10 protein-coding genes, 1 tRNA gene and 2 pseudogenes are annotated in these 12,343 nt (G+C 61.5%); 11 read left to right on the top strand and 2 right to left on the bottom strand.

The genetic code is table 11. The features are described from left to right. Positions 1 to 91: 91 nt before the first annotated feature. From AC2FNA_RS09685 to AC2FNA_RS09635, 11 genes are all read left to right on the top strand, one after another. Positions 92 to 1,315 carry an aminotransferase class V-fold PLP-dependent enzyme gene (locus AC2FNA_RS09685; protein ID WP_496826020.1) on the top strand — a complete coding sequence of 408 codons (1,224 nt, stop codon included), beginning with the start codon at positions 92 to 94 and terminating at the stop codon, positions 1,313 to 1,315. 49 nt (positions 1,316 to 1,364) lie between these two features. Then, positions 1,365 to 2,810 (top strand): cryptochrome/photolyase family protein, encoded by a 1,446-nt coding sequence (locus AC2FNA_RS09680; protein ID WP_496826018.1) that lies wholly within the window; start codon positions 1,365 to 1,367, stop codon positions 2,808 to 2,810. A 50-nt stretch (positions 2,811 to 2,860) separates the two neighbouring features. After that, positions 2,861 to 4,075 carry a class I SAM-dependent methyltransferase gene (locus tag AC2FNA_RS09675; RefSeq protein ID WP_496826016.1) on the top strand — a complete coding sequence of 405 codons (1,215 nt, stop codon included), beginning with the start codon at positions 2,861 to 2,863 and terminating at the stop codon, positions 4,073 to 4,075. Positions 4,076 to 4,087: 12 nt separating this feature from the next. Then, positions 4,088 to 4,528 (top strand): TrgA family protein, encoded by a 441-nt coding sequence (locus AC2FNA_RS09670; protein ID WP_234144088.1) that lies wholly within the window; start codon positions 4,088 to 4,090, stop codon positions 4,526 to 4,528. Between the two features lie 31 nt (positions 4,529 to 4,559). Continuing rightward, on the top strand, positions 4,560 to 5,675 hold the full coding sequence (locus AC2FNA_RS09665; protein WP_496826013.1) for an NUDIX domain-containing protein: 1,116 nt from the start codon (positions 4,560 to 4,562) through the stop codon (positions 5,673 to 5,675). Between the two features lie 84 nt (positions 5,676 to 5,759). Further along, positions 5,760 to 6,794 (top strand): cysteine synthase A, encoded by a 1,035-nt coding sequence (locus AC2FNA_RS09660; RefSeq protein ID WP_234136613.1) that lies wholly within the window; start codon positions 5,760 to 5,762, stop codon positions 6,792 to 6,794. 7 nt (positions 6,795 to 6,801) lie between these two features. Then, positions 6,802 to 9,216 carry a DUF3772 domain-containing protein gene (locus tag AC2FNA_RS09655; protein ID WP_496826376.1) on the top strand — a complete coding sequence of 805 codons (2,415 nt, stop codon included), beginning with the start codon at positions 6,802 to 6,804 and terminating at the stop codon, positions 9,214 to 9,216. Further along, the gene (locus AC2FNA_RS09650; RefSeq protein ID WP_496826011.1) at positions 9,206 to 9,928 is read left to right on the top strand and encodes an alanyl-tRNA editing protein; all 723 of its coding nucleotides are present in this window, start codon (positions 9,206 to 9,208) and stop codon (positions 9,926 to 9,928) included. Before AC2FNA_RS09655 ends, AC2FNA_RS09650 begins: the two co-directional genes overlap by 11 nt. A 58-nt stretch (positions 9,929 to 9,986) precedes the next feature. Next, a tRNA-Ser gene (locus AC2FNA_RS09645) sits at positions 9,987 to 10,076 on the top strand. A gap of 253 nt (positions 10,077 to 10,329) precedes the next feature. After that, positions 10,330 to 10,488: a transposase domain-containing protein gene (locus AC2FNA_RS09640; protein ID WP_496826009.1), complete on the top strand. Its 159-nt coding sequence runs from the start codon at positions 10,330 to 10,332 to the stop codon at positions 10,486 to 10,488. Positions 10,489 to 10,519: 31 nt separating this feature from the next. Then, a complete protein-coding gene (locus AC2FNA_RS09635; protein WP_496826007.1) occupies positions 10,520 to 11,392 on the top strand; it encodes an exonuclease domain-containing protein in 873 nt (290 codons plus the stop codon). A 342-nt stretch (positions 11,393 to 11,734) separates the two neighbouring features. Here AC2FNA_RS09635 and AC2FNA_RS09630 read toward each other — a convergent pair. Both AC2FNA_RS09630 and AC2FNA_RS09625 read right to left on the bottom strand, forming a co-directional pair. Continuing rightward, positions 11,735 to 11,905: pseudogene (locus tag AC2FNA_RS09630) on the bottom strand (integrase core domain-containing protein); the annotation flags it as partial. A gap of 135 nt (positions 11,906 to 12,040) precedes the next feature. Then, a pseudogene (locus AC2FNA_RS09625) lies at positions 12,041 to 12,343 on the bottom strand (hypothetical protein); the annotation flags it as partial.

The raw sequence follows: 12,343 nt of genomic DNA, 5'->3' as shown, positions 1-12,343 counted from the left end.
CCGGCATGTAGACATATCCTGTCATCAGCGGAGTGACTTGACCCCGCCCCAGTCAGAAGGCATCCATTTGCCAGCAGAAAAGAGGGTCAAGATGGCGCTGGATATCGATTTTGTCCGCAAGCAGTTTCCCGCATTTGCCGAGCCGTCGCTGAACGGTCAGGCGTTTTTCGAAAATGCGGGCGGGTCCTATACCTGTCAGCCGGTGATCGACCGGCTGACCCGGTTCTATACCCAGCGCAAGGTGCAGCCCTATGCGCCCTATGCCGCAAGTCGGCTGGGAGGCGCCGAGATGGACGAGGCGCGGGCGCGCATGGCTGCGATCCTGGGGGTCGAGACCGACGAGTTGAGCTTTGGCCCCTCGACCACGCAGAACACTTATGTTCTGGCCCAGGCGTTCCGCCAATGGATGCAGCCGGGCGAGGCGATCATCGTCACCAATCAGGATCACGAGGCCAATTCCGGTCCCTGGCGACGGCTGGCCGAGGCGGGGGTCGATGTGCGTGAATGGCAGATCGACCCGGAAACCGGGCATCTCAACCCCGAGGATCTGGAGGACCTGCTGGACGAGACGGTGCGGTTGGTCTGTTTTCCGCATTGTTCCAACGTGGTTGGCGAGATCAACCCGGTGACCGAGATCACCGCGATTGCTCATGCCGCTGGTGCCTTTGTCTGTGTCGACGGGGTGTCATATGCACCCCACGGCTTTCCCAATGTCGGCGAGCTGGGTCCTGACATCTACCTGTTCTCTGCCTATAAGACCTATGGTCCGCATCAGGGGCTGATGGTGATCCGCCGCCCGCTTGGCGAGTTGCTGCCCAATCAGGGGCATTATTTCAACGCCGAAGTTCTGTACAAACGGTTTACCCCGGCAGGACCCGATCACGCGCAGGTGGCGGCCTGTGCGGGCATGGCCGATTATGTTGACCAATTGGCTACCCATCACGGGGTTGCCGATACCGATGCTGCGGCGCGCGGGGCGGCGGTGCACGACCTGATGCGCACGCATGAGGTGGAGTTGCTGCAACCGCTGCTCGATGCGGTGTCGGCGCGCAACTCGGTGCGCCTGCTTGGCCCGGACCGGGCCGAGGGACGCGCACCGACGGTGGCGCTGGCGCTGAACCGCCCGGCGGAGCCGGTGGCGGCGGAACTGGCGCAATACGGCATCATGGCAGGGGGTGGCGATTTCTATGCGGTGCGCCCATTGGGGGCGATGGGGGTCGATCCGACGCAGGGCGTTCTGCGGCTCAGCTTCACCCATTACACCAGCAAGAACGAGATCGCGCAGCTGATCGAGGCGCTCGACCGGGTGTTGTGATCCGGGATCGCTTTCGTCTCGTAAAACCTTTGATGAGACGGAGAATTGCGTGACCGAAACCCGACCGATCCTGTACTGGCTGCGGCGCGATCTGCGCCTTGCCGATCATCCCGGCCTGACCGCCGCCGCAGCCAGCGGGCGCCCCGTGATAGCGGTGTTCATCCATGACCAGACGGTGTCGGAACTGGGAGCGGCGCCCGCGTTCCGGCTGGGCCTTGGGCTGGCGCGGTTTGGCGCCACGCTGGGCGAGATCGGCAGCCGGCTGATCCTGCGGCGTGGCCCGGCGCTGGAGGTCTTGCAGGCGCTGATTGCCGAGACCGGCGCTGGGTCTGTCTGGTGGACCCGCGACTATACCCCCCAGGCCATCACCCGTGACAGCGCGGTCAAGGCTGCGATGAAACAGGCGGGGATCGAGGCACGCTCGTTTCGCGGCGCGCTGCTGTTCGAACCCTGGACGGTCGAGACCGGGGCAGGTGGTTTCTACAAGGTTTATACGCCCTTCTGGCGGGCGGTCAGCCAGCGCGAGGTTGCCGTGCCCGATCCCGCGCCCGCGCGCCTTCGTGCGCCTTCGACATGGCCGGGATCCGATGCGCTGTCCGACTGGCGGCTGGATGCGCCGATGCGCCGGGGCGCGGCAGTTGTTGCCCCCCATCAGGCGCCCGGAGAGGCGGCGGCGCTGGAGCGTCTGGACCGGTTCGTCGAAACAGGGATCGGCGGCTATGCCAAATGTCGCGACCTTCCCGCTGGCGAGGGCACCTCGACCCTGTCGGATGCGCTCAGCCTGGGAGAGATCGGGCCGCGCACCCTCTGGCATCGCGCGACCGAGGCAGCACGGCAGGGCGCCGCTGGTGCCGAGACCTGGATGAAGCAACTGGTCTGGCGCGATTTTGCCTATCACCTGATGTATCACACGCCACACCTGCTCAGCGACAACTGGCGTCCGGGCTGGGAGGCGTTTCCGTGGAGTGCCGAGCGAACCGATCCCGGCTTTGTCGCCTGGACGCGCGGGCGTACCGGCATATCGCTGGTCGATGCCGCCATGCGCGAGATGTATGTGACCGGGCGTATGCACAACCGCGCTCGGATGATCGCCGCAAGTTACCTGACCAAGCATCTGATGATACACTGGAAACTGGGGATGGACTGGTTTGCCGATTGCCTGACCGACTGGGATCCGGCGGCCAATGCAATGGGCTGGCAATGGGTGGCGGGCTGCGGGCCGGATGCCGCACCCTATTTCCGCATCTTCAATCCGGAGACACAGGCACAGAAGTTCGATGCCGATGGCCGCTATCGCCGACGCTGGATTGCCGAGGGTGAGAGGGAGCCTTCCGAGACGGCGCTTGCCTATTTCGACGCAGTGCCCCGCCATTGGGGCCTGCGGCCCGATGCGGCCTATCCGGCGCCGGTGGTGCCCCTAGATCTGGGGCGAAAACGGGCACTTGAGGCCTATTCCGGCGCCTTTCAGCGGGACACCGACGGAAAACTTGCCTGAGTCGGCATCGCGTCCTAACCTGTCGATCGAACCGCAACGGGGAGGGGCGGATGATCCTGACGTCAACAGAGGGGCAGGAGGGCCTGCCCAGATATTTTCCTCAGGTAATGCAGATGCTTGCCAGGATGGAGGCCGGTCGGCTCGACATTGCCTTGCCGGATGGGCGGGTGTTCCGGTCCGAGGGGGCCGAACCCGGCCCGGTGGCCCGTGTCGATATCCACGATACCGATGTGTTTGCCCGCCTGATCCGCGAGGGTGAACTGGGCTTTTCCGACGCCTACCTCGAGCAGGAATGGAGCACGCCGGACCTACGCGCCTTCATGGATCTGGTACATCAGGGCAACGAGACCGTCTATGACGGGTTTACCGGCCAGTTCCTGGCCCGTGCCTATGAACGGCTGCGATTCTGGCTACAACGCAACCACCGCAAACAGGCCAAGAAAAACATTTCGTACCATTACGACCTGGGTAATGAGTTCTACGGGCTCTGGTTGGACGAGACGATGACCTATTCCAGCGCCCTGTTCGAGACGGGGCAAGAGAGTCTGGAAAAGGCGCAGGAGGCAAAATATGCCAGCCTGATTGACGAGATGGGCGCACTACCGGGTGATCACATCCTTGAAATCGGCTGTGGCTGGGGCGGCTTCGCCGAATATGCCGCGCGCGAGCGCGGGATGCGGGTAACCGGGCTGACGATCAGTCAGGAGCAGATCAAGTTTGCGCGGGAGCGGATTGAAAAGGCGGGGCTTTCCGAGCAAGTCGAGTTCAAGTTGCAGGATTACCGCGACGAGCGTGGCAGTTATGACGGCATTGCCTCGATCGAGATGTTCGAGGCGGTGGGCGAGAAATACTGGCCGGTCTATTTCGACACGCTGCGCGCGCGTCTGAAACCGGGCAAGCGGGCGACGTTGCAGATCATCACCGTCGCGGATCGGCGCTGGGAGATCTATCGCAACGGGGTAGATTTCATCCAGAAATACATCTTTCCCGGCGGCATGCTGCCAGCACCGCGTATTCTGCGCGAGCAGGTGGCGCGGGCGGGGTTGGATTTCGTGCATTCCAAGGAGTTCGGCAAAAGTTATGACCTGACGCTTAGACGCTGGTACGAGACCTTCAACGACAAATGGGATCAGGTGGCGGAACTCGGCTTTGACGACCGGTTCCGGCGGATGTGGAATTTCTACCTCACGTCCTGTGGAGCGGCCTTTGACACCGGCACCTGCGATGTGACACAGATGACGGTGGCACGTCCGAACCAAAGCTGAGACCGATCCGCCATGCCTACAGCCGCCCGCCTTGTCGCCGCCCTTTGCCTGGCCCTGCTGGCATTTGTCGTGTCCGAACAGGTCAAGCCGCAACTGCCCGAGGGAACCGATTTCGGCTATTTCAACTGGGTGAATTCCGGGTTGGGCGTGCTTTGCGGCTGGATCGTGATGGGGCCGCGGGCGGGGCGCGGTTTCGTCGGTGGCATCAACAACGGGCTTACCGGGGTGGGGGCGTTGCTGTTCTGGGGGCTGTTCGTACACGGCGCTTACGAGATGTTCCGGTTGGCCATGCGCAATCGCTATGACGGCCCGTTCGACGCGGTACTGGCAATTTTCGAAGAGGGGGTCGAATTCGGAACCGCCCTGCTGGTGCCGCATATTTTGATAACTCTGTTGATTGGGGCGGTCCTGTCCGGCCTGGCCACCGATATTGCCTGGAAACGGTGGCGCTGACTTCATTTTCATCGAAGGATAGATACATCCCGTGAGTGATTTGTTCTTTTATGGCACGCTGCGCCACGCGCCGCTGCTGAAGCTCGTTCTGGGAGAGGCCGATCCGCTGCCGGATATCATGCCGGCCAGCCTGGCCGATCACGCGGTGTTCGGCGTCCGCGATGAGTCCTTTCCGATGATCGAGGCCGCGCCCGGTGTACGGGCCGAAGGCCTGCTGGTGCGGGGCCTGACGCCGCTGCAACTGGACCGGCTGAATTTCTACGAGGGTGGCTTCGACTACGATCTGCGCCATGTCGACGTCACCCTGGCGGACGGGTCCCATGCCGCCGCGCAGGTCTTCTTTCCGAAAGAGGGGCTCTGGACGCCTGATGCGCCATGGCAGCTGGAAGAGTGGGTCGCGCAATGGGGGCCGCTCAGCCTGCATGCGGCGGCCGAGGTGATGGATTTCCATGGCCGCCTGACCCCGGAGCAGATTGCGCGCAGTTTTCCGGCGATCCGGCTGCGCGCGGCGGCGCGGCTGGCGGCGGCGGCGCGGCCGGCCGATCCCGACCGCGATCTTGCACGCGACGTCGTGGTCGAGCGCCATGAACGGGCTTATGTGAACTATTTTGGCCTGGACGAGCTGGATCTGCGCTTTCGCCGCAATGACGGCACGATGAGCGAGTTGTTGAACCGTGGCGCGCTGGTCACCGGGCAGGTGGCCATCGTGTTGCCCTATGATCCACGGCGCGACCGGGTGCTGCTGGTCGAACAGTTTCGCGTGCCGGTCTACATGATCGGCGATCCCGCCCCGTGGATGCTGGAGGCGGTCGCCGGCATGATCGATCCGGGCGAAACCCCGGAACAGGCGGCGGAACGCGAGTTGCTGGAAGAAGCGCATCTGACGGCGCATCGTCTGGAACCGGCGGGCAGGGCCTATTCCTCGTGCGGGTCGTCGACACAATTCGCCCATCTCTTCGTCGCCCTGGCCGATATTTCCGAGGTAACCGACAGTGGCGGGCTGGAGAGTGAGGGCGAGGATATCCGCACGCATATCCTGACCTTTGATGCGCTGATGGAACTGATCGACACCCAGCAAATCAAGGATCTGGGCCTGGTGGCAGTGGCCAATTGGCTGGCGCGGCATCGCGACCGTCTGCGTGGCTGATCGCGCCCGCGCGCCGTTCCTCGCTTGAGGTCGGGGGCGCGCAGGGCTACATCGGGCGCAACAGGACAAGTTTGTGAGGGCGACATGCGTATTGCACGCGATCTGGCCGAGGCCGTTGGACATACCCCGCTGATCCGGCTGCGCCGGGTCAGCGAAGAGACCGGGTGCGAGATCTACGGCAAGGCCGAGTTCATGAACCCGGGCCAGTCGGTCAAGGATCGCGCCGCGCTCTACATCATCCGCGACGCCATCGCGCGTGGCGAGCTTCAGCCGGGCGGCACGATTGTCGAAGGCACCGCCGGAAACACCGGTATCGGCTTGGCGCTGGTCGGCGCGTCCATGGGGTTCAAGACCGTCATCGTGATCCCCGAGACCCAGTCCGAGGAAAAGAAGGACATGCTCCGCCTCGCAGGGGCCGAGCTGGTGCAGGTGCCTGCCGCGCCCTATCGCAATCCCAACAATTTCGTGCGCTATTCCGAGCGTCTGGCGCGCGAGCTGGCCAAAACCGAACCCAATGGCGCCATCTGGGCCAACCAGTTCGACAATATCGCCAACCGGCAGGCCCATGTGGAAACCACCGGCCCCGAGATCTGGGAGCAGACCGACGGCAAGGTTGACGGCTTTGTCGCGGCGGTGGGCTCGGGCGGTACGCTGGCGGGCGTGGCCGAGGCGTTGCAACCCAAGGGGGTCAAGATCGCGCTGGCCGACCCGATGGGGGCGGGGCTCTATAGCTATTACACCACCGGTGAACTGGCGATGGAGGGCGGCTCGATCGCCGAGGGGATCGGCCAAGTGCGGATCACCCGGAACCTCGAAGGGTTCAAACCCGATTTTGCCTATCAGGTGCCTGATGCCGAGGCGCTGCCTTATATCTTTGACCTGCTGCGGCAGGAGGGGCTGGTGATGGGCGGGTCGACCGCGATCAACATCGCTGGCGCGGTGCGCATGGCGCGCGAGATGGGGCCGGGTCATACCATCGTCACCATGCTGTGCGACTATGGAACCCGTTACCAGTCCAAGCTGTTCAACCCGGATTTCCTGCGCGAGAAGAACCTGCCCGTGCCCGACTGGATGACCCGAGCGCCCAGTTCGATCCCGGGCGTGTTCGAGGACGTCTGACATGAAGATGGGCCAGGTGTTGCGGTCTTTGCTCACCGCGTTGCTGCTGATGACGGCGACCGCGCTCTCGGCCCAGTTGACCGACGAGGGTCGTGCCTATTACGACCGATGGGTACGCACCGCCGAGCGCGCGGAGGAGGTTATCAAACTCAACCGTGCCTCGCAGGCCGCATTCGAGCAATTGCGAGCCGAGGTAAGATCTTACCGGGATACCTTCAACCGGGTTCGGGGCGAGAATTCGGACCGGATCAAGACGTTGGAGGCACAGATCGCAGCGCTGGGGCCCAAGCCCTCTGACGGCGAGAGCGAGGCCGAGGACATCGCCCGGCTGCGCGCGCATCTGAACGATCAACTCGCCAAGCTGACCGTGCCGCGCATCATCTCGGAAGAGGCTTATAGCCGCGCAAATGGCCTGATCAACGAGATCGACCGCATCGTGCGGGCGCGCGACACCAAGGAATTGCTCAAACGCGGGCCGTCACCGCTCAATCCCGAATATTGGCCGGATGCGTGGAAGGACTTAAATCAGGCGATGACGGCGCTGGCCAATGAGGTCGCGTTCAACATGCGCTCGGACGTGGTGCGCGAACGGCTTAAAAGCAACGGCCCGGGCATTCTGCTCTTGAGTGTCGTGGGGCTGGTTCTCCTTGCGCGAGGCCGTAGATGGTCGGAGCAGGCGGGCGACTTCCTGCGCTCGCTGGGAGGCGTCGGAACCGGTGTCTGGTCTTTCGTGGTGTCGCTGCTCAGGATCCTGATCCCCTGGGTCGGTGTCATGTTCCTGGTCCAGGCGCTTGAGATGATGGACATTACCGGCCTGCGCGGAGCACTGATGCTTGACCAGGTGCCTTATTGGGCGGCCGCGATTTTGTATTTCAACTGGATTGGGCGACAGGTCTATCTGTTCAACGCCAATACCGGTTTTCGTTATCTGAGCCAGTCGCAGGTGCGGGTGACGCGGTTGTGTGTCGACCTTCTGGCCGTGATGCTGGTGCTGCACGACCTGATCGTGCTGTTCGAGCGGCTTGAGAATATCCCTGAGGCGACGCGCGCGGTGGCCGGTTTTCCGGTGATCGTCATGACCGCGCTTCTGCTGCTCCGACTACAGCGGGTGCGTGCGCAGCGTCCGGTCAATGAAGGCACGGTGGACAGCACCGAGGCCGCGCGCGGCGGTTCGGGGTTCAGCCGAATAGTCGAGTTCTTGCGGCGTGCTCTCTACCTGCTGGGCATCGCCTCGCCGGTACTGGCGATGTTCGGCTACAACAGTGCCGCCGAGGCGCTGGTCTATCCGGCCGTCAAGACACTGGCGCTGATTGCGGTGCTGGTGATCGTCCAGCGCTTTCTGACCAATGTCTATGGTTGGCTGACCCGCAAGGGCGACGAGGCGGGGGATTCGCTCTTCTCCGTGATCCTCGGTTTCCTGCTGGCAATCCTGGCGCTGCCGCTTCTGGCGCTTTATTGGGGTGCGCGCGAGGCAGAGCTGACCGAGATCTGGTCGCGCATCATGATGGGGTTCGATATCGGCGGAGTGGTCATTTCTCCGTCGAATTTCCTGACCTTCGCGCTGGTCTTTGCCATCGGTTACACCGTCACCCGGCTGTTGCAGGGGGGTTTGCGAAATTCGTTGCTGCCAAAGACGCGGCTTGATCCGGGTGGCCAGAACGCCATCGTGGCCGGGACCGGGTATCTGGGCATCTTTCTGGCCGCGCTTTTGGCGATCACCACGGCGGGCTTCGATCTCTCCTCTCTGGCGATTGTCGCCGGTGCGCTGTCGGTCGGGATCGGTTTTGGTCTTCAGACCATCGTGTCGAATTTCGTCTCCGGTATCATCCTGCTGATCGAACGGCCGATCTCCAAGGGTGACTGGATCGATGTGAACGGGAAAATGGGCTATGTGCGCGACATTTCGGTCCGCTCGACCCGGATCGAAACCTTTGACCGCACCGATGTGATCATCCCCAACTCGGACCTGATCAGTGGCAGCGTGACCAACTATACCCGTGGCAATACGGTGGGCCGCGTGATCGTACCGGTGGGCGTGGCATATGGGACCGACACCCAGAAGGTCGAAGCGGTCCTGCGCGAGATCGCCGAGGCGCATCCGATGGTGCTGGCCAATCCTGCCCCCAGCGTGGTGTTCCAGCGCTTTGGCGCGGATTCGCTCGATTTCGAGATCCGGGCGATATTGCGCGACGTGAACTGGGCATTGTCGGTCAAGTCCGACATGAACCACGAGATCAACCGACGATTCGTGGAAGAGGGGATCGAGATACCCTTTGCCCAGCGTGACATCTGGCTGCGCAATCCCGAGGCGCTGACCGGGAAAGCTGCGGCAAAACAGGCTGCGGTCGAGCCGACGACCGAGACCCCGCCTGCCATGCTGACCGAGACCGACATGGATGGAGGCACCGGAGATGACTACTGAACCGCTGTTCATGCAGGACGCCTATCGGCGCGAGGCCCCGGCGCGGGTAACGGGCCTGACCGAAGAGGGCGGTGTGATCCTTAACCGTTCGTTGTTCTATGCCACCGGCGGCGGCCAACCCGGTGACAGCGGGTGGATCCGCTGGGGCGGGGGTGAGATGGCGGTCGAAACGGCGATCAAAGCGGGCGACGGCGCCATCGCGCTGATCCCGGCCGAGGGTGCGATGCCGCCCGCCGTGGGAACCGAGGTGTCGCAGCATCTCGACTGGGACCGCCGCCACGCCCACATGCGAGTCCATACCGCGCTTCACCTCCTGTCGGTGGTCATCCCACTTGAGGTTTCAGGCGGCGCGATTGCGGCCGGTAAAGGGCGGCTTGACTTCAACATGCCCGATGCGCCCGAGGACAAGGAAGCGCTGGAACAGGCGTTGCAGGCGCTGATCGACCGCAACTTGCCGGTGACCGAGGACTGGATCACCGATGAAGAACTCGATGCCAACCCGGCGCTGGTCAAGACCATGTCGGTCTCGCCGCCGCGCGGCAGCGGTCGGGTGCGGCTGGTGCGGATTGGGCAGGCGGACGATCAGGTCGATCTGCAACCTTGTGGCGGGACCCACGTGGCCCGCACCGGGGAGATCGGGACGATCCGGCTGGGCAAGATCGAAAAGAAGGGCCGCCAAAACCGCCGCGTCTATCTGCATCTGGACGGTTAGCGACAAAGGGAAAAAGCCCCTTGCAAATCTCGGCCCGATGGTCGAAATACGCCGTCACGGACAGTTGGCCGAGTGGTCGAAGGCGCACGCCTGGAAAGTGTGTAGGCGGGGAACCGTCTCGAGGGTTCGAATCCCTCACTGTCCGCCATATAGCATTGAAATTATTGGTTAAATTTAAGATTGGCGAACTATACCCGCCAAAAGGCCCGCCAAATAGTTTTCGCTTGGATGCTACTCTGTGCGACATCTGGTTCCAGAAGCGGGGTAGCTTGTATTTTGCACCAAGGTCGCTTCACCCCCCCACCCCCTTTTTCGCGGATGATATTTCGCATGCGCCTATCGCGCGGGTTGCCGCCTTGAAGGCCCCAGAGATTTGACCCCCCCCTTAGCTTGCGCGCCTTGTGGATTTCATCGCGGCCGTGGCCTATACTCTGATCGAGACCGCCCGCATGAATGGCGTCAATCCTAATGCATGGCTCACTTGGGTCTTTGAGCGCATGCAAGACCACAACTCAAAACGCATCGAAGACATGATGCCATGGAACTTCCAACAAAAATAATCAACCGTAGTCACACCGGACGCATACAGACATGATGGATTTTGCCGTAATAGATGTTGAAACCGCCAACCCTGACTATGCATCAATCTGCTCTGTGGGAGCGATACGCTATCGCAACGGCCTTCCTACGGACGAATTTTACACCTTGGCAAATCCTCAAGGTGATTTCTGGAATACCTATATCCACGGCATTAGCGCGCAAGACGTGAAACACTCCCCTCTAACGGGGGAAGCGTTGACGATGTTGCGAGAATGGCTAGGCGAGGACGCGAGTCGGGTAGTCTGCCATATGCCTTTTGACCGAACAGCTACTCGGAAAGCAGCCGAAGCGCACGGCATTGACTGGTCATCCCTCAAATTCCATGACAGCGCCCGTGCAGTGAAACTCGCTTGGGATGAATATCGCCAAAAGGGCTACAGCCTAGGAAAAATAACCAAAGTTCTAGGAATCGAGTTCGAGCATCACAATGCGCTTGCAGACGCAAAAGCAGCGGCGCAAGTCCTGATGAAGGCCGCAGAACGCCTCTCCATTAGCCAAGACGAGCTTTTCGAAAAAATCTCGATGGATGCTGCCGCAATGCGGCGCAGAGCCTACCATCAACGAAGTTTAGAAAAACCTGAGATCAACCCTGACGGCGAGTTCTTCGGGCAAGCCATTTGCTTTACCGGAACGATGAACATTGTCCGTTCAGAAGCAATCGCGCTTGCTGCTTCTGTTGGTTTCGAAAACAAATCAACTGTCGGAAAGAATGTAACAATTCTTGTTAGCGGTGACGCCGACCCTTCTAAATTCGCAGCAGGACAGGACAAATCAAAAAAGCTGCAGGACGCCGAAAAGAAAATAGCGAGCGGACAAGAACTGCGAATTATTACCCCCGAAGATTTCGCGGCAATGGTGGAATAGAGACCTAGCGCTGATGCCTCGCCCTCAAAGAAGCATGACCCGGGCCTGTTTTTAGATGGATTTTAGATGGAGCGGACGTTCGTGCAATCTGCAGGTTACTTGGGGAATGCGGGGTAAGGGCAAGGCTTGCGGCGACAGTTGCATCTCGAAATCCTATACCTGTGGCAAGGGGCCGGGGTGTGCTTGTAACGGCTAGCTTGAGTACTTGAATACGCTTGCAACTTCGTGCCAGTTGTTCACCCTATCGAGCATTGACGATCAACTATTTTCTACCTTCCGAGGTGTTTGTTAAGTAGATTGAGGGATAATCCTCCCCGTTTTAACGGGGCGCGACCGTAGAACTCACGCGGCCATTTTCAGCTTCATGGCGGGTGTAACCCCGCCGATGCCCATGTTGGGGCGTTCGTTGTTGTAGGTCCATAGCCATTCGGTGGCGATCTGCTGCACCTCCTCGATGGTTTCAAAGATGTAGAGGTCCAACCATTCGTGCCGGACCGTCCGGTTGTAGCGCTCGTGGCCGCTCGACTGCGGGCAAGGTTGGCAGGAACACATATCGCGGTAAATCGCGAGGGAAGTTCTAGTAGCGATTTCTGCGGGGCGCTCGGGCAGGCGCATGCCTGCCCGAGTCTTGATATGCGGTCCCTAGCCTCAGACCAAAGGCAGGTCCCAGATCCGCACATCCTGATCGTCGAACCGGAAGTATTCCACGTCGATCAGGCTGTCGTTGCCATCCGGGCCAACAACCGTCACGCGGTTATCGGCGGTCCGTGTCAGGGTGTAGTCGGCCAGATCGCCATCGAACAGCGCATAGTCCGAAGACCCACCACCATCGATGGTGTCATTGCCGGCGCCCCCCTTGAGATAGTCGATATTGCCGTATCCGAACAGGAAGTCGTCCCCATCGAGACCCGAAAGCTGGTTCCGGTCGGCAGAACCGGTCAGATGGTCGCC

Source organism: Ruegeria sp. YKSD163 (assembly GCF_059612905.1).
This window is presented reverse-complemented; position numbering and strand designations above follow the sequence as displayed.

Excerpts from the sequence above, each read along its gene's own strand:
- AC2FNA_RS09685 (WP_496826020.1), top strand. The coding sequence starts at position 92 with ATGGCGCTGGATATCGATTTTGTCCGCAAGCAGTTTCCCGCATTTGCC.
- AC2FNA_RS09675 (WP_496826016.1), top strand. The coding sequence starts at position 2,861 with ATGATCCTGACGTCAACAGAGGGGCAGGAGGGCCTGCCCAGATATTTT.
- AC2FNA_RS09670 (WP_234144088.1), top strand. The coding sequence starts at position 4,088 with ATGCCTACAGCCGCCCGCCTTGTCGCCGCCCTTTGCCTGGCCCTGCTG.
- AC2FNA_RS09660 (WP_234136613.1), top strand. The coding sequence starts at position 5,760 with ATGCGTATTGCACGCGATCTGGCCGAGGCCGTTGGACATACCCCGCTG.
- AC2FNA_RS09655 (WP_496826376.1), top strand. The coding sequence starts at position 6,802 with ATGGGCCAGGTGTTGCGGTCTTTGCTCACCGCGTTGCTGCTGATGACG.
- AC2FNA_RS09650 (WP_496826011.1), top strand. The coding sequence starts at position 9,206 with ATGACTACTGAACCGCTGTTCATGCAGGACGCCTATCGGCGCGAGGCC.
- AC2FNA_RS09635 (WP_496826007.1), top strand. The coding sequence starts at position 10,520 with ATGATGGATTTTGCCGTAATAGATGTTGAAACCGCCAACCCTGACTAT.